Source organism: Providencia sp. PROV004 (assembly GCF_011045615.1).
GTDB lineage: Bacteria > Pseudomonadota > Gammaproteobacteria > Enterobacterales > Enterobacteriaceae > Providencia > Providencia rettgeri.
In genome coordinates, this window is record NZ_CP042859.1 from 2,365,423 (window position 1) to 2,382,970 (window position 17,548).

13 protein-coding genes, 1 pseudogene and 1 other annotated feature are annotated in these 17,548 nt (G+C 39.2%); of the genes and pseudogenes, 4 read left to right on the forward strand and 10 right to left on the reverse strand.

Going from position 1 to position 17,548, the window contains the following annotated elements; all coding sequences use genetic code 11:
• Positions 1-62 precede the first annotated feature (62 nt).
• The 7 genes and pseudogenes from FVA69_RS10525 to FVA69_RS10560 form a co-directional block, all read right to left on the reverse strand.
• Positions 63-1,739 (reverse strand): ShlB/FhaC/HecB family hemolysin secretion/activation protein, encoded by a 1,677-nt coding sequence (locus tag FVA69_RS10525; protein ID WP_164528811.1) that lies wholly within the window; start codon positions 1,737-1,739, stop codon positions 63-65.
• 528 nt (positions 1,740-2,267) lie between these two features.
• The gene (locus FVA69_RS10530; protein ID WP_164528812.1) at positions 2,268-4,421 is read right to left on the reverse strand and encodes a filamentous hemagglutinin N-terminal domain-containing protein; all 2,154 of its coding nucleotides are present in this window, start codon (positions 4,419-4,421) and stop codon (positions 2,268-2,270) included.
• Positions 4,422-4,910: 489 nt separating this feature from the next.
• Positions 4,911-5,717, reverse strand: a complete 807-nt coding sequence (gene trpA, locus FVA69_RS10535) for a tryptophan synthase subunit alpha (protein WP_004911094.1) — start codon at positions 5,715-5,717, stop codon at positions 4,911-4,913.
• Complete coding sequence (gene trpB / locus FVA69_RS10540) at positions 5,717-6,907, reverse strand: tryptophan synthase subunit beta (RefSeq protein WP_109912279.1); 1,191 nt, start codon at positions 6,905-6,907, stop codon at positions 5,717-5,719. Before trpB ends, trpA begins: the two co-directional genes overlap by 1 nt.
• A 63-nt stretch (positions 6,908-6,970) precedes the next feature.
• Entirely contained in the window at positions 6,971-8,347 is a 1,377-nt protein-coding gene (gene trpCF, locus FVA69_RS10545; protein ID WP_164528813.1) for a bifunctional indole-3-glycerol-phosphate synthase TrpC/phosphoribosylanthranilate isomerase TrpF, read from the reverse strand.
• A 1-nt stretch (position 8,348) separates the two neighbouring features.
• A pseudogene (gene trpD / locus FVA69_RS21360) lies at positions 8,349-9,983 on the reverse strand (bifunctional anthranilate synthase glutamate amidotransferase component TrpG/anthranilate phosphoribosyltransferase TrpD).
• The gene (locus tag FVA69_RS10560) at positions 9,983-11,557 is read right to left on the reverse strand and encodes an anthranilate synthase component 1 (protein WP_123381919.1); all 1,575 of its coding nucleotides are present in this window, start codon (positions 11,555-11,557) and stop codon (positions 9,983-9,985) included. Before FVA69_RS10560 ends, trpD begins: the two are co-directional and overlap by 1 nt.
• Positions 11,558-11,583: 26 nt before the next feature.
• Positions 11,584-11,685: a sequence feature (Trp leader region), on the reverse strand.
• A gap of 139 nt (positions 11,686-11,824) precedes the next feature.
• Here FVA69_RS10560 and rnm point away from each other — a divergent pair.
• From rnm to aphA, 4 genes are all read left to right on the forward strand, one after another.
• Positions 11,825-12,721: an RNase RNM gene (rnm, locus tag FVA69_RS10565; protein WP_164528814.1), complete on the forward strand. Its 897-nt coding sequence runs from the start codon at positions 11,825-11,827 to the stop codon at positions 12,719-12,721.
• Positions 12,722-12,871: 150 nt separating this feature from the next.
• Positions 12,872-13,492, forward strand: a complete 621-nt coding sequence (locus FVA69_RS10570) for an L-threonylcarbamoyladenylate synthase (protein ID WP_004911068.1) — start codon at positions 12,872-12,874, stop codon at positions 13,490-13,492.
• Positions 13,493-13,694: 202 nt separating this feature from the next.
• On the forward strand, positions 13,695-14,612 hold the full coding sequence (gene rluB, locus FVA69_RS10575) for a 23S rRNA pseudouridine(2605) synthase RluB (protein ID WP_004911066.1): 918 nt from the start codon (positions 13,695-13,697) through the stop codon (positions 14,610-14,612).
• 299 nt (positions 14,613-14,911) lie between these two features.
• Positions 14,912-15,625 carry an acid phosphatase AphA gene (gene aphA / locus FVA69_RS10580; protein WP_004911059.1) on the forward strand — a complete coding sequence of 238 codons (714 nt, stop codon included), beginning with the start codon at positions 14,912-14,914 and terminating at the stop codon, positions 15,623-15,625.
• A gap of 217 nt (positions 15,626-15,842) precedes the next feature.
• On the opposite strand, the gene FVA69_RS10585 is transcribed toward aphA, so the two are convergent.
• From FVA69_RS10585 to FVA69_RS10595, 3 genes are all read right to left on the reverse strand, one after another.
• Entirely contained in the window at positions 15,843-16,022 is a 180-nt protein-coding gene (locus FVA69_RS10585) for a hypothetical protein (RefSeq protein ID WP_042851598.1), read from the reverse strand.
• Between the two features lie 81 nt (positions 16,023-16,103).
• Positions 16,104-16,694: a cob(I)yrinic acid a,c-diamide adenosyltransferase gene (gene cobO / locus FVA69_RS10590; RefSeq protein ID WP_004911054.1), complete on the reverse strand. Its 591-nt coding sequence runs from the start codon at positions 16,692-16,694 to the stop codon at positions 16,104-16,106.
• Positions 16,695-16,699: 5 nt separating this feature from the next.
• Positions 16,700-17,464, reverse strand: coding sequence for a YciK family oxidoreductase (locus FVA69_RS10595; RefSeq protein WP_109912273.1), 765 nt, complete (start codon positions 17,462-17,464; stop codon positions 16,700-16,702).
• Positions 17,465-17,548: the final 84 nt, after the last annotated feature.

A 17,548-nucleotide genomic window follows, 5' to 3' on the forward strand; every position in this document is an offset into this window, starting at 1 on the left:
AAAAAGCCGAATATAAGGGCGATATTCGGCTTTAAGCTGTAATCAAATTTTAAGATATGAATTTACCAAAACCATTGCACATTTAACCCCGCATTGACGCTACTGGTTTCATATTCATCAGGTTTATAAAGTGGTGCACCTAAAAATAAGTCATAGCTGAATATATTAACATTACCTCTCATACCAATAGCCGTTCCTAATAGTTGGTCATCAGAATAGAGACCTAGCGGATAAACACCTCCAAGTATTCGGCCATAGTCAAGTGCGTAGTATGGATAAAAGGAGAAGCCAGGAATATAAAAGTTAAACTCATTTCGCAAGTAAAAACCTTTGTCACCGATCAGTGAAAACTCTTCATCGAAACCACGAACAGTCCAACGGTTACCTAACGAAAATTGATCTTGAATAGTTAAGCGATCGCGTGAATATTGTACAAACAGTTGTGGGTTATAACTCATAATAAAATTGTCAAATGAGAAGGGGAACATTCCCGAAATATCGGCAGTATAAACACGGCTCATTGTGCTGACATCACCATATTTCATATCCCAACTTTGTTCGGCACCAAACCAAGGTACGTTACGTTGATGGTATAATGATGCATCAATGGTAGAATTGTTGATATTTTGACGATGGCTAATACCCAGTTTAAGACTGGTAAGGTCTCGTTGTTGGGAAAGTAGGCTGACATCCTCCAACTTATATTTTGATTTTCTTTTAATCAATTGGATTGACGCTGTATCTTTAAACGTTTGGCCGCGCAAAAAAACATTACTGGCCGTAGCGTTATAATATTTACTGTCACCATAATATTTATAGCTAAGTACAGAGTCATTAATAGTTTGTTTATAGTCACTTTTACTTGCGTACAATGAGAAAAGCCAATAATTATAGGGAACAGCATAATAAATAGAAGCATTACTGGTGCTGTTTCGTGCTTGGTTTTTTGCATTTTTTCCGGCGGAGACATATAAGGTATCGTTTAAGCTCGTTAGGTTATTAGCATACAGAGTTACTCCAACTTGGTCTTTACCCGTTTGGCGACTTCCAGAGTTATTGTAATATCCTCCTAGATTAAAGTGAGATGACTTTTCTCGTTGTATGGAAATATCCGAGGTGGAAAATTCTTTACCTGGTGCGAGTTCAATATTCACCTTCGCACCAGGGATCCGTTCAAGGTTTTCTAGGCCTTGTTCAATGTCACGAATATTTAGAATATCTCCTTCTTTAGCGGGCATAATTGCCCCTAAAGTAATATAAGTATCGCTGCCTTCGGCAAGTTTAACATTCGCAACTTTACCTGGAATAATTTGGAGCATTAAAGTCCCTTCACTGATGTTTTGTTCTGGAATATTAACGCGTGTTGTGACGTAACCTGATTTAATTATTTTATCTTGTAAGCCTTTTGCTAAGGTTTCAACTCCATTGATACCGATACATACTCCGACAACTTGGCTTGCATAAGCTTCTAAAGGTCTCATTGAGGGGAGTTTAGGTTCTGAAAGTAAGACTACTTGTTTCATTTCAAAACAATCTTTCTCATCATCAAAAATTAAAATATTATTTGAGGGTTCTCTGGTTTTACCTAAGGCATCTTTAGCTTCAAGTTGAGTCTGTTGTTGGCGAGAGCGATCTTGGCTAGCTTGATTATTGATTTGTTGGTCAATAATTTGTGCGGTATTAGCTGATACAGCTAAAGGTAATAGCGTTGACAATAAAAAAATAAATCGAAAATTCATGTGCACCACATTAATTTTTAAAAATATTAAAGTTATTTTTATGTTAGGAAATATAATAAAGAAAATTGCTAATGAACAATGTTTTATCAGAACTATCTTATTAACTTACCATCAGGGCTTTATTTTGAAAAGGTTTTCATTTATATCCCTATAATAAACCTATTATTAAGTTATTTTTTCCTTTGAGTATTTTTAATTATGCTTTAAATATATGTAAAATAAAAATCAATTAAACTGATTGAGTTAGTATAAATACTTTTGGGGTTTGTTACTGAAAATACAACCAATATAATTTATTCTATGGTGGCTTATTTATCTCCAATAAAATCAATGAGTAAAGAATGCTCTATATTAAATTGAATAGGTTTTTTTACTTGGGTTTAGAACGCTTCTATTTACTGTTAATATGAGCAATAATTAAAGTAGCTTAAGGAACATTAATGGTGCTAAAATAATTCTATTTATTATATTGTTGGCACTCTGCTTTGGAGTAAATAAGGAGGCTATTTGCCTCCTTATTTTACCTAACTAGTAATAATTAGGTGTATTTAAGATAATCATGGAACCTAGAATTTGCCCATAAGGGCTATTGTAAATTACAGGACTTGTAATTTTAGTCGTTCCCATTGAGCTTAAGCGACCATTATTATTATCTACACGAGTAAAGGTATCGATAGTTAAATCTTTACCAGCGTCAACAGTACCAGAGTAAGTATTATTTAACTTATTTACATCTAATGTGACATTATTTGTACCTTGGATTTTACCATAACGGTTATCAAGGTCATTTCTTAATGTAATATCAATGTCACCTACGTTTGTCGCTTTTTGTGTTTGATTAGCAGCAATAACACCAGAATAGTTATTTAAGCTATTTGCTTTGATAGTCGCTGAACCATCTTTCGCGTAGATCCCACCCGTTTGGCCAGCAACACCAAATTTACTCGCGTAACTATTAAACCCATTAGCGTAGCTATTATCAACACTTGTTGCATTAACAACCACATTTGAATCTGCAGTGATTAAACCTCTCCCATTACCTAAATGGGTGGTTTTGATGTCTAAATTATTGGCTTTGATAAATCCATACTGATTATTAAGAGAATAAAGATCAAATTTTGATTTACCTGCGCCCGAAGCGAGTGAACCTTGGTTGTAAATGATGTTAGCTTTGATATTTAATGCCTTTCCACTATCGATTGCAGCATAACCGTTATTTACTAGGTTACTTGATAGGGTGATATTGGTCTGTCCATTGGTGGATTTAATTAGTGAATTATTGTTTTGTAACGTAACAGAATCGATATCGATTTTTCTTTTAGCTAGAATTTGCGAGCTATTATCATTTGCGACAATATTACGGGCATTTATTGTGATATCACGGCCTGATAACGTAGAGTTATTATTTGCAAGTGTTGTCGTATCAATTGATAAATCACCGCCTGCTCGAATTCCTCGTTCGTCTACATTAATGACGTTATTACGTAGGGTATAGTTATTATCAATCTTACCTGTCGCACGAATTGCAATATTTCCACGATTAGTTTTAATTGAACCGTTAGTGTTAACAATATTTGCAGTCGCGATGTTCATGTCTTGCTGAGCATGAATAATACCACTTCGGTTATCAACACTCGTAGCTGAAGCCAGTTTGAGATTGCCATCATTAGACTTAATCTGTCCATTCACATTACTCAGAACTGAGTTTTGTGCATTAATATCAACATCACCATTCGCTACAATAGTTGCTGTATTATATAACCCATTGGATTTTATATTGATATTACCATTGGCATTCATTTTACCTGCTTGGTTATACACTAATCCCGTTGAATCAATGTTTACTCCACCCGTTCCGGCAATTAAGTTTCCGTTATTAGAAACACCGGTTCCACTTTCCGTGGAAACTAGCGTAATTTTATTGGCATACATCCCTCCCATAGCCGCGACATCAACACCGATTCGCGTGGCAGACCCAACTCCTTGTACCTTAGTAATGTAATTACCTTTTGCATCAACAAAGTTATTGCCTGCTACAACATTAATTTCTTTGGCGTGAATGTCTCCACGGATCACTGCAGAGCGAGCGATAATATCAGTAGGGGACTCTGACTGTAAGCGGCTATTAATAATAATCTGACCTTTTTCAACGTTATAGCCAAGAACTTCACCACCAGCAACAATTGGCTTACCTGTTGTTAAAGTCACCCGATCGGTATTAATAAAACCACAGTTATTACATGTGATGCCTGATGCGTTAGCAACAATAACTTGCGCTTTATCACCAGCGACTTCAATCATACCGCCTAAAGTACTTGCTTTATTTGAATTAACTTCATTCAAAATAACTTTTGCAGGGCCATTACCATTATTTAAATTTAAGTTGCCATTAATTTGGCCCCCTAAAGTGGTATTCGTGTTGGCTGTACTGTTATTTAAAATAACCCCTTTTTGGTCAACATCAAATTGGCTATAAATGTTGTGTGAAACACCTTTGTCACTTGCGCCTTTAATGTGAACGATAGTAGGACCATTACTTTGATTTATTACGCCAGCACCATTGGTATTAACAACTGCTCCGTGAGCAATAGATATCGATCCTAAAATAACAGACACACTTAAAAAGAGTGGCTTAACTCTCATCATAGGATGAGTGATAGAATGATTGGTAGAATGTTTCATAAATATCCCTAAAATAGACTATAGATAAAATTAAAAATAGCTAATTAAAATTCCATTAAAGCATAGGGATTATGCGTTATATTAATTTTCATTAAAATTTAATTGTATTTAAGTTGAGTCATAAAAATATGGGGAGAGTAATACTCCCATATTATACTATAAATAGTGTTTTATATATCTAGTGCGTAAAATGCTAATTTAATCAAATAGTAACACTTACTCTGATATGGATATATTAAGAGAAAGTACTAGTGTAATAACACGTATCTGTTGATTTTAATATTGGTGGTTTATATTAATAAATATTATGATTGGTTTTTTTGGACTATTTGAGAGTTTTAAAACTGAAAAATACTGAATATATTTAAATAATATTTCTAAAAATAACGTTAAAAGGATTGAAAATCGCCCAGACAAAATTTAATTATATGATTTAAGTAATCAAGCCAATAAACTTAAGTATGACTTGATTACTATTTATTGTTTAGCCTATTTCTGTGTTGCTGCTTTCATTTTTGCAACAAACTCAGTTAATGATGTAAGCATAACATCAGGGCGATTTAAGTTGTTTTCGATGATTTTAACCACGGCTGAACCAGAAATTGCACCTGCTGCACCATTTTTAATCGCTTCTTTGACTTGTTCAGGTTCAGATATCCCAAAACCTTGTAGGGCAGGAGCCGCGTTATACTGATTTAATTGGCTCAATAAATGAGCTAATGGCGTTTCAGCGCGTTTTTCTGTGCCTGTTACGCCTGCACGTGATAACAAATAAGTATAACCTTGGCTATATTTCCCAATTTGTTGCAGTAATTCATCATTGGCATTGGGTGGGCAAATAAAAATAGGAGCAATGTTGTGTGCCAATGCAGCTTCACGAAATGGTTGTGATTCGGACATCGGGACATCTGCAACTAATACGGAATCAACACCTGCTTTTTCGCAGCGAATATAAAAATTTTCAATACCATTGGTAAAAACTAAATTTGCATACACTAATAAGCCAATCGGAATAGTAGGGTGTTTTTCTCTAATACGACTTAGTAACTCGAAACAAATAGTCGGGGTGATTTCACTTTGAAATGCGCGTAAATTTGCATTTTGGATGGTTGGGCCATCCGCCAATGGATCAGAAAATGGAATACCAATCTCTAATGCATCAGCGCCACCAGCAATCAAAGCATCAACAATGTTTAATGATAATTCAGCATCAGGGTCACCTAAAGTGACAAATGGAACAAATGCCCCTTGGTTATCGTGAGTTAAACGTTTAAAAAGTTGGGTATAACGTTCCATTAAATTTCTCCTCTGCTGGCTAAAATATCATGCACTGTAAAAATATCTTTATCACCACGGCCAGACAAATTGACGATTAATAATTGTTCTTTATTGGGTTCTTGCTCTGCCATTTTTAATGCATATGCGAGGGCATGAGAAGATTCTAATGCTGGAATTATTCCTTCTTTACGTGATAATAATTTAAAAGCATTCAGGGCTTCATCATCGGTAATCGAAACATATTCTGCGCGACCAATACTATTTAAATGAGCATGTTGAGGTCCAACAGAAGGAAAATCTAATCCTGCAGAGATGGAATATGACTCTTCAATTTGACCTTCACTAGTTTGCATCATCGGTGATTTCATACCGAAATAAATCCCAACACGACCATGTTTTAATGGCGCACCATGTTGGCCTGATTCAATACCTAATCCAGCAGGTTCAACACCAATTAGTTTCACATGTTCTTCTGGAATAAAAGAGGCAAATAAACCGATTGCATTTGAACCACCACCAATACAGGCAACGACAGCATCGGGTAAACGGCCTTCTTTTTCAAGAATTTGTTGTTTTGCTTCATCACCAATCATACGTTGGAATTCACGTACAATTGTTGGGTAAGGGTGTGGACCCGCCGCAGTTCCTAATAAATAATGAGCTTTATCATAGCTGCCAGACCAGTCCCTTAATGCTTCATTACACGCATCTTTCAAGGTTGCCGAACCGCTATGAACAGATATAACTTCAGCACCCATTAATTTCATACGAAATACATTGGGAGACTGGCGTTCAACATCTTTAGCGCCCATGTAGATACGGCATTTCATATTCAATAATGCACAAGCCAGTGCGGTTGCAACTCCATGTTGCCCAGCACCGGTTTCTGCAATAATTTCGTTTTTTCCCATTCGCTTAGCCAGTAGCGCTTGGCCTAATACTTGATTGGTTTTATGTGCGCCGCCGTGCAGTAAATCTTCGCGTTTTAAATAGAGTTTTGTTTTTGTACCGGCAGTTAAGTTTTTACATAATGTTAGTGCAGTAGGGCGACCTGCATAATTTTTTAGTAAGTCGTGAAATTCACGAATAAACTCAGCATCATTCTGTGCGTCGATAAACGCGTCTTCTAATTGATTTAATGCAGGGATCAGAATTTCTGGGACATATTGCCCACCAAACTCGCCAAAATACGGATCTAATTTACTCATTATTTATTGTCCATTTTAACAGTTACATTAATTGGTGTTGGAGTTTTATCTTTTCGTTGTGTATTAGTGAGCCGTTGATTCGGCTAACAACGCTGACAACACCAAATTTATTTTTTGTTCACTTTTTATACCAGGTTCAATTTCAACCCCTGAATTAAAGTCTAATCCGTTGCACAGTAACTTTGCAGCATCTAGGCAGTTATCTGGTGTAAGTCCCCCCGCAATCATTATTTTTTGTGTTGCAGATGAAGGGATTTCTGACCAATTGAAGGTTTTACCAGTGCCACCTTGTCCGTTATCCAGTAGTAACACATCAATGTCTTGTGTGTCATAGTCATTTAAAGTTGTTCTTGACATATCAAGCGCTTTCCAAACTTCACAGTAGTTTGGTAAAAATGTTTTTAACGTATTGATATAAGCAGAGTCTTCTTCACCATGTAGTTGCACCGCAGATAACGCAAGCTGTTTGGCAATATGGGCAACAAAATCGGCGGACTGATTACGGAAAACACCGACATATTTTAACGGCGCTGCATGAATGATATTTTGGGCTTGTGACAATGTCACTTTTCTCGGGGAGGTTTCAGCAAAAATTAATCCACCGTAGTGTGCTCCTGCTTTAAATGCGGCTTTTGCATCTTGTTCGCGGGTTAAACCACAGACTTTATGTTCCCCAACTAACAGGCTTCGAATGGCTCTATCTAAGTCAGCTTGCTCCATTAGTGCACTACCAATTAAAAAACCATTTGCAAACTGTCTCAGTGACTGAATATGTTGGTGTTGATGAATACCTGACTCACTGATCACTATCGTTTCTTTTGCTAAGCGAGGCGCGAGCTCACGAGTCCGATTTAAATCAATAGAAAGGTCGCGTAAATCCCGATTATTGATGCCAACCACTTTGGCTTTTAACCGAATTGCTCGCTCTAATTCTTCTTCATTACTGACTTCCGTTAATATCCCCATACTCAGTTGATGAGCAACTTCAGCCAATGCGATATATTCATCATCATTTAATACAGATAACATCAGTAAAATGGCATCTGCTTGGTAGTAACGTGCAAGATAGATTTGGTATGGGTCAATGATAAAATCTTTGCATAATACGGGTTGCTTTACGGTATTACTGACAATCGTTAAGTAATCCATATTGCCTTGAAAATATTTTTCATCGGTGAGAACGGAAATCGCACTCGCATAAGGTGCATATGTCTTGGCTATCATCGCAGGGTCGAAATCAGCACGGATCAAACCCTTTGAAGGAGACGCTTTTTTGCACTCTAAAATAAAAACAGGGCGTTTAGCGCTTAGTGCGTTATAGAAACTACGCTGGCTAGGCTGAACTTCAGCAATAAAGCTTTCTAACGGCTGCTTGGCTTTGCGTTCAATTAAATAGTCAACTTTATCATCAACAATTTTTTGTAAGACTGTCGCTTTCATTTTATTGGTTCCTTGCCGCGAGAGCTGTAACGCGGTCAAATGCTTTACCGCTACGAATAATTGCAAGTGCGTGTTCGCTGTTTTGTTTTAAATCTTCATGGCCATTAATACGCATCAGCATGGCAACATTGGCCGCTACAGCCGCTTCGTGAGCCGCTTGGCCATGGCCTTGAAGTAAATCACTAAGCAATACGCGGTTTTCATCAGGTGTACCGCCTTCTAAGTCGCGTAATTGATATGGTGCTAGCCCAAAATCATCAGCAGTTAATTGATAATGTTGTACTTTGCCATCTTTTAATTCAGCGACTTGAGTAACTGCATGTAATGAAACTTCATCCATCCCTCCACTGTGTACCACAGCTGCACGGGTAAAACCAAGCATCTGTAGTGTTTCAGACACAGGTTTTACCAATGATCCTTGGTACACACCGATAAGGGCAATCGGTGGGCGAGCTGGATTAATTAATGGCCCCAATACATTAAATAACGTTCGAGTTTTTAGTTGAGTACGCACAGGGGCAGCATGACGGAACCCACTGTGGTATTGTGGTGCGAATAAAAAACAAACACCAAGCTCATCTAATGCGTCACGAGCACTTTGCGCACTGAGGTCTAAGGCGATACCAAAGGCGGCAAGTAAATCCGAAGAACCTGAACGGCTCGAAACACTTCGATTACCGTGTTTCGCCACTTTAATCCCACATTCAGCAGCAACGAATGCGCTTGCTGTGGAAATATTGATACTATTTGCGCCATCTCCCCCAGTGCCAACGATGTCGCTGAATGGGTAGTCAGGGCGGGGAAATGGCTGTGCATTCTCTAAACAAGCTAACGCGGCTCCAGCAATTTCTTGCGGTTGTTCACCTCGCATTTTCATACTGATTAACACAGCAGCTAATTGAGGTTCTGTTAATTCGCCTTGAATAATAGCATTAAACAAGTACTGGCTTTCTTGTTGAGTCAGTGGTTGCGCTTTAAATAACTTATCATAAATATTTTGCATAATTGGCTCTTTAGTATTCCGTTAGTGCGAATGAGTAGGTTCGGTTGCATTGGGAGTAGAAAGAGCCCATGCCACAGTGTTTTCTAGCAACTGTTTACCTTGCGTTGTTAAAATGGATTCGGGATGAAATTGGAATCCACAAACTCTATCGCTATCATTACGTACAGCCATGACCATGCCATTTGAATGGGCACAAATGGTTAAGCTTTCCGGAATTTGGCTACCAACAAGAGAGTGGTAACGCGCCACTGATATTGGGTTTTCAAGATGATTAAACATAGCTAAACCATCATGTGTGGCAATCGAAGATTTACCATGCAAAATTTCACCAGCAGCTGAAACCGTTCCGCCATAAGCTTCAACGATGGCTTGGTGACCTAAGCAAATACCAATAACAGGAATTTTGCCTTTTACTCGCATTAATACTTCTGGCATTGAACCTGCTTCACTCGGTTTACCAGGGCCGGGTGATAAGACTAGTATCGGTGAAATCATTTGATTTAATACAGATAAAATATGTTCTACATTGACTGTATTGCGATAAATAACCACGTTATGGCCACCTGTGCGCAGTTGGTCTACTAGGTTATAAGTAAAGGAGTCAACGTTATCGAGCAGTAAAATGTTCGCCATTAGAATAACTCCTTAACTTGATGTGCTTGGGCAATTGCACGGATCACTGCACGTGCCTTATTACGGGTTTCATCGGCTTCAGCTTGAGGTATGGAATCTAGAACGACACCACCTCCCGCTTGCACAGTGGCAATACCATTTTCTACGTACGCAGAGCGAATAACGATACAGGTATCAAAATCACCATTTCCTTGAAAATATCCTACAGCTCCTCCGTATGACCCTCGGCGTTCTTGCTCATATTGAGCAATCAGTTGCATGGCTTTTACCTTTGGTGCACCCGTTAAAGTCCCCATATTCATGCAAGCTTGGTATGCATGAAAAACATCTAAATCTTGGCGCAATGTTCCCACAACATGAGAAACTAAGTGCATCACGAAAGAGTAACGGTCAACCTTAGTTAGGTTGGCGACGTAACGGCTACCGGCTTCACAAATACGGGCTAAATCGTTGCGAGCTAAGTCAACTAACATGATGTGTTCAGCGAGTTCTTTTTCATCTGAGCGCATGGAAAGTTCAATTCGGCTGTCTAAGTCGAGGTCTAATTCACCCTGCGCGTTACGCCCACGAGGGCGGGTTCCTGCGATAGGATAAATTTCCACTTTGCGATTTGCTGTTGCATATTTGAGTGCGCTTTCAGGTGAAGCCCCAAAGAGTGTGAATGCTTCATCTTGCATGTAGAACATATAAGGGCTTGGGTTTTGTGCTTTGAGTTTTTGATATGCAATTAAGGGATGTGAGCATGGCATCGTAAATTTACGAGAAGGCACAACCTGAAAAATATCACCACGGTATATGGCTTCTTTTAATGAGGTGACAATTTCCCCGTATTGTTGGTCATTTTTGTTTATCGAGACCGCAAAATCAGGTGCTGTTGCTAAAGGAAGTGCGGGTAAGAACGCACGGCACGAAGCGATAATTTGTGCGTGGCGTTGTGTAACCGTTTCGACATCTTGCTCATTTTGCGTAAATAGGCAACTTTTGAGTCGAGCAGCCTGATTTTGGTGGTCAATCACTAAATAATGCTCAGCAACAAAAAAACAATAGTCAGGGCAGTGATTAACGGTATTCACCTTGGGTAAATCTTCAAAACTGGCGACTAAATCGTATGCAAACAAACCACCAACAAACAGGTTTTCAGGTTTTGTTGAATAGGCTTGCGCGAGAACGGGCAGAGCACGTAAAACGTCTAAACAAGATGCTGCCTTCAGGCGACTATCTTCGTCTAAATCCTTTGCAGGTTGGCTAAACGTTACCGTTAACCTATTTTCTTGCATGCTATGATGTGTGATTAAATGGGTTAATTGTGCTAACAGCTTTGGTAATAAGGCTTGACCATTTGGCGTCAATGCTTCTATTTCAACTTGTTGGCCAAAAGCACGAATACGTAGCGCGCTGTTGACAACCAGTAAGCTTTGTAAGTTGGCCTTATTATTAATTTCAGCAGACTCCAACAACATTGTCGATGGAACTTGATGGCACAGATGATTAAATAATAATGTAGGGTCAGGCTGATAATTAATTGGGCTATCCAGATACTTAAAATGTGCTAATGTGGTGTTTTGTTCGTTCATTATGTTGCCTTACGCTAATTTTTGACATAAAAAAACCCGCCGATGAAGGGCGGGTTTGGCACTGAGACATACAATAACTATGCGTGTGCGGCTTCCGCCCAATTTGGGAAGTCACGCCACCAACGATTTGATAAGTTAAATAAATTCATTGTATGCCTCACTGGATAAACTGATGATTTTTAGCCTTAGCTATCTTGCGTACTAGTTAACTGGATCGCGTTGTTTATGTCAAGAACTTTGTTACTTTATTAGGAAATATAGTTGTACATGGAAATTAGAGAAGATATCAATCTGTCGACTGCTTCGCCGCCATTAGTGACTCGCTACGACTTACATAGCCATACGAATGCTTCGGATGGTGACCTTACTCCAGCAGAGTTAATCGAACGTGCGATTGAAAAAGGGGTTAATATTTTAGCGATCACAGATCATGATACCTGTGAAGGTGTATTTGAGGCTCGTCGCTATCTTACTGAAAATGAAAGGCCAATTGAGTTAGTCAATGGTGTTGAAATTTCGACACTGTGGGAAAACATTGAAATACATATTGTGGGGTTAAATTTTTCGACTTCACACCCCGCTATGGCTCAATTGTTGAAAGCACAATCTGAACGTCGCTTCGAGCGTGGTATTGAGATGGGCAGGCGATTACAAAAAGCAGGGATTGATGACGCATGGGAAAATGTGCAACATATTTCTGGTGGTGGGCAGGTAACGCGGGCTCATTTTGCACAGTATATTGTGAAAATAGGTAAAGAAAAAACCATTAATAACGTATTTAAGCGTTATTTATCAAAAGGAAAAATAGGTTACGTTCCTGCGAAGTGGTGCTCAATTCAAGACTCTATCGACGCAATTCATGCGGCCGGTGGTATTGCAGTATTAGCTCATCCTGCGAAATATCAATTATCCAATAAATGGTTAAAACGGTTGGTTGCGTATTTTAAACAGTGTGGAGGTGATGCCATGGAAGTTTCTCATTGCCAGCAGCCGCCACATGAAAAGCAGTATTTAGCGGAATTAGCCAATAATGCAAATTTATACACATCGGTGGGTTCAGATTTTCATCGGCCATGTTCTTGGATAGAGCTTGGCCGAAATTTATGGTTACCTAATGATGATAATGCAGTCTGGACTCTTTGGAATGCGGTAAAAAGCAGCTAATTAATTGATGTATTAATAATGCGGTGTAAAATAATTATTATAAGTGATGATTTATTTCTGAGTAGGTCATCTCATGGAATTAAGAGATAGTAGCATTTATAGGTGTTTTTGCCGGGTGATGCTGTCGATACCCAAAAATTAGAGGTATGTATGAGCCAGTTTTTTTATGTCCATCCGGATAATCCTCAAGCAAGGCTGATTAGCCAGAGTGTTGAAATTCTAAATAAAGGCGGTGTCATTGTTTACCCTACGGATTCAGGATACGCCATTGGATGCCGTTTAGAAGAAAAAGATGCTTTGCAACGTATTTGTCGTATCCGTCAGCTTGATGCTAACCATAATTTCACTTTAATGTGTCGAGATCTCTCTGAGCTATCGAATTACGCACATGTTGATAACACCGTTTTCCGTTTAATTAAAAATAATACGCCAGGTAATTACACCTTTATTTTACGGGCAACGAAAGAAGTTCCACGGCGTTTAATGAATGAAAAACGTAAAACCATTGGCTTACGAGTGCCATCAAACCCGATTGCTCGAGATTTACTCGAAGCTGTTGGTGAACCTTTGATGTCAACCAGTTTGATTATGCCTGGCGATGATTTCACGCAATCAGATCCTGAAGAAATTCGCGATTTACTTGATAAACAAGTCGATTTAGTTATACACGGTGGTTATATCGGGCAAAAACCAACAACTGTGATTGACTTTACTGATGATACACCTGTTGTGGCACGCGTCGGAACAGGGGACCCAACGCCTTTTGAATAAATACAAATACCTAAAAGCCTAAGATTTAGCACGGAATTAAATAAAATCGTATTGAAAGTGCGATATTCAGATAAGTTATAGGGGTTCAGGACAAACCTGTGTATAATGCGTGGGTTTTCAAATTCATTACTTTTTGGTACGGTCACAAGATGACGCGCCAAAAAGATATTTGACGCCTGTGAAGGCGACAGCAGAGGGTTACATGAGCGTAAAACCGCAAAAAACTGAAAAATTACAGAAAATCCTTGCTCGTTCAGGGCATGGTTCTCGTCGAGAAATCGAAACATTCCTGCAAGCGGGTCGTATTAGTGTTGATGGCAAAATTGCGACACTTGGAGACCGTGTTGAAGTCACACCAGCAACAAAAATTCGTTTAGATGGTCGTTTATTAGCTATCAAAGAACCTGAAAAAGAAATTTGCCGTGTAATGGCTTATTACAAGCCAGAAGGTGAATTATGTACACGCCATGATCCAGAAGGGCGCCCAACTGTCTTTAACCGTTTACCTCGCTTAACGGGAGCACGGTGGATTGCTGTTGGCCGCTTAGATGTTAACACCAGTGGTTTATTGTTATTTACGACTGATGGTGAGCTAGCTAATCGTTTAATGCACCCGAGCCGTGAAGTTGAGCGTGAATATGCTGTACGTGTGTTTGGTGAAATCAATGAAGCAAAAATTCGTCAATTAACACAAGGCGTACAGTTGGAAGATGGTCCTGCTTCTTTTAAAACGGTTTCTTACCGTGGCGGAGAAGGGATGAATCAATGGTTTAACGTCACTTTAACTGAAGGGCGTAACCGCGAGGTCCGTCGCCTTTGGGAATCGGTTGGTGTTCAAGTGAGCCGTTTAATCCGTGTGCGTTATGGTGATATTGATTTACCGAAAGGTTTACCACGTGGAGGATGGACGGAACTGGGTTTAGAACAAACCAATTATCTCCGCGAGCTGGTGGAATTGCCGGTAGAAACTGAAAGCAAAGTTGCCGTTGAGCGTGACCAACGTCGTATTAAAGCGAACCAAATTCGCCGTGCAGTAAAACGCCATACGCAAGTTGCATCACGTCCTGCATCAAAACGTCAATCTTCAAGACCAACGGCGAAACGTCGTACTCGCATCTAGATTAATTGCAATTCTCGAATATTAAAAAAGCTGAGGCTCCACCCTCAGCTTTTTTTGATCTAATGTTCTAGTTCACATTATTATGAAAGCTATCAGTAATAGATGATATTTATGAGATGTTTGTCTCATTTTAATGTAATTAAAAGTCTTAGTATGACCTTTCTTGTGGGATGTGACTCACAAAATATTGGGTTACTACTGATAATAAAGACAAATTTACAGATAAACCTATTACTTACCCAGTTTATCCAGATAAATAAAGAATGGTTTAAGTGGATAAACCTGAATAAGGACAAAACATGAAAAAAATAACACTGACTTTGAGTGCGATTGCATTGGCATTAAGTTTTACAGCAACGTCTCAAGCAAAAATTCCAATGCCAGAAACCGTAAGCCCTGGGGTTACCGTTGTTGAACTAGCTCAACAACAGCCTATTCATTGGGTTTCCATCGAACAAATTAAACAAAGCCTAGAAGGCAAAGCGCCAATGGCTGTTGGGTTTGATATCGATGATACGGTGTTATTTTCGAGTCCAGGTTTTTACCGTGGTAAATTAGAGTTCTCTCCTAACGACTTTAGCTATCTCAAAAACCAACAATTTTGGGAAAAAATGAATAATGAGTGGGACAAATTCAGTATGCCAAAACAAGTGGGTATTGATTTAGTCAAAATGCACTTAGATCGCGGTGATACTGTCTATTTCATCACAGGCCGTACGAAAACAAAAACAGAAACGGTGACTAAATACGTTCAAGAAGGTTTAGCAATACCTGCAGATAAAATGCAACCTGTCATTTTTGCAGGCGATGAGCCAGGGCAAAATAATAAGGTGAGCTGGATGCGCGATCACAAATTAACCATTTATTATGGTGATGCTGATGCAGATATCGCGGCAGCTCATGAGTTAGGTATTCGTGGTGTCCGTATTTTACGTGCAGCTAATTCGTCTTATCAACCATTACCAAAAGCAGGGCGTTTTGGTGAAGAGGTGGTGATTAATTCAGAATATTAATTCTGTAATTAGCCATAATAAAAAGGCGGTCATTTAGAAATGACCGCCTTTTTTAAGCGTAGGATATTTTAGTTAGTCACAACAGCATCAATAATCACACGATTACCGGAGATGCTTCCTGTCGTTCCACTCGTGACGATAGGGCTGGTGATCTTAGTGGTATTAGTCGAACGTAAAGCCCCATACTGATTATTAACCCGATTTTTGGAATCAATAGTTAGGTTTTCCCAGCAGTCACTTTTCCTGCGTAGTTTTCTAATGTGCCAATATCAAGCTTTTGGTTATTAGCGGCTGTAATTTGCCCATAATTATTATTGAATGTCGCTTTGAGTTTAATGTAAACATCGTTACGTGCAGCAGCGTTATTATTCACATTTGCAGCAATTGAACCATACAAGTTATTTAGAGTATCTCCTTTAACTTTAACAGTACCACAACTGTATAAATATCGAATTATTGCACTTTATTTAGTGGTTAGTTACCAATCAATCCCTTTTTGAGCTTTAATCCCAATATCAAATGCATGTTTCACTGGGCGCATTTCTGTTACTGTATCGGCTAATTCGATCAAATCTCGGTGGCAACCTCTACCCGTGATCACGACAGACTGATTGGTAGGACGGCTTTGTAATGCTTGAACCACCTCTGCTAATTCGAGGTAATGATAACTCACCATATAGGTGAGCTCATCTAAAATGACTAAATCGTACTGTGGGTCACTTAACAATTGCTTGGCGTACTGCCAAGTTTCCATACAAGCAAGGGTATCGGTCTCTTTATTTTGAGTCTCCCACGTAAACCCTGTTGACATAACATAGAAGGGGACGCCTTGTGGTTCTAGTAGTTCGCGTTCGCCATTATCCCAACCTCCTTTAATAAATTGAACAACAGCGGCTTTTTTACCATGGCCTACTGTACGGCAGACAGTTCCAAATGCGGCTGTGGTTTTGCCTTTCCCATTTCCAGTAAAGACAATAACGATCCCTCGTTCAATTTGTGCGGCTTCAATACGTGCATCTACTTTTTCTTTTAAACGTTGTTGGCGTTCTTCGTGTCGATTTTGAGACATCGTGTTTACTCCGCAGCACCAGGTTTACGTCCGGGTTGAGCATCATAACTACTTCCCGTTTTACGCAGGCTATCATCGCCCATCAAATAGATATAAATAGGCATGATATCAGCAGGGGTTTTTAATTTAAGCGGATTTTCATCAGGAAATGCACTTGCTCGCATTGAGGTTCGAGTGCCGCCTGGGTTAATACAATTTACACGAAGATTAGTCTGCTTATATTCTTCGGCTAGCACTTGCATTAAACCTTCGGTGGCAAATTTTGATACAGCATAGGCGCCCCAACCGGCGCGACCTTGCTTACCTACACTCGAACTGGTGAAAACTAATGAGGCATTAGGTGCTTTGAGTAACAAAGGGAGCAATGCTTGAGTTAGCATAAATGTGGCATTAACATTTATTTGCATAACATCATGCCATAGGTCGCTGGGTTGCTCAGTGATGGGGGCAACGACACCAAGTATTCCGGCATTGTGTAATACGCCATCTAAATAAGGTGTTATTGCGGCAACTTGCGAGGCTAGAGTATAGCAGTCATCAATTGTTGCAGTTAATAAGTCTAATATAAAGCAAGGTGGCTTACTTCCACCTAAAGCGGCTATTTCATCACTAACGGATTGTAATTTATGCTGTGTTCTACCAACAAGGATAAGGGATGCACCATAGCGCGCATAAGTGAGAGCGGCTTCACGGCCAATGCCATCACCGGCACCGGTTACAAGAATCGTTTTACCTTTCAATAGGTCTTGTCTAGGTTGATATTGGAGCATATTCTTTCCTACTATTGTGATTAGCATGTACGGTTATCATCGCACTGATTGTGATAATTGGCTAATCTAACATAGTTATTAACG

Bases quoted from the DNA above. Each gene is read 5' to 3' on its own strand.
- rluB (WP_004911066.1), top strand. From the start codon at position 13,695: ATGAGCGTAAAACCGCAAAAAACTGAAAAATTACAGAAAATCCTTGCT.
- trpCF (WP_164528813.1), bottom strand. From the start codon at position 8,347: ATGAAAGCGACAGTCTTACAAAAAATTGTTGATGATAAAGTTGACTAT.
- aphA (WP_004911059.1), top strand. From the start codon at position 14,912: ATGAAAAAAATAACACTGACTTTGAGTGCGATTGCATTGGCATTAAGT.
- FVA69_RS10560 (WP_123381919.1), bottom strand. From the start codon at position 11,557: ATGAACGAACAAAACACCACATTAGCACATTTTAAGTATCTGGATAGC.
- FVA69_RS10570 (WP_004911068.1), top strand. From the start codon at position 12,872: ATGAGCCAGTTTTTTTATGTCCATCCGGATAATCCTCAAGCAAGGCTG.
- FVA69_RS10530 (WP_164528812.1), bottom strand. From the start codon at position 4,421: ATGAAACATTCTACCAATCATTCTATCACTCATCCTATGATGAGAGTT.
- rnm (WP_164528814.1), top strand. From the start codon at position 11,825: ATGGAAATTAGAGAAGATATCAATCTGTCGACTGCTTCGCCGCCATTA.
- trpA (WP_004911094.1), bottom strand. From the start codon at position 5,717: ATGGAACGTTATACCCAACTTTTTAAACGTTTAACTCACGATAACCAA.
- FVA69_RS10595 (WP_109912273.1), bottom strand. From the start codon at position 17,464: ATGCTCCAATATCAACCTAGACAAGACCTATTGAAAGGTAAAACGATT.
- cobO (WP_004911054.1), bottom strand. From the start codon at position 16,694: ATGTCTCAAAATCGACACGAAGAACGCCAACAACGTTTAAAAGAAAAA.
- FVA69_RS10525 (WP_164528811.1), bottom strand. From the start codon at position 1,739: ATGAATTTTCGATTTATTTTTTTATTGTCAACGCTATTACCTTTAGCT.
- trpB (WP_109912279.1), bottom strand. From the start codon at position 6,907: ATGAGTAAATTAGATCCGTATTTTGGCGAGTTTGGTGGGCAATATGTC.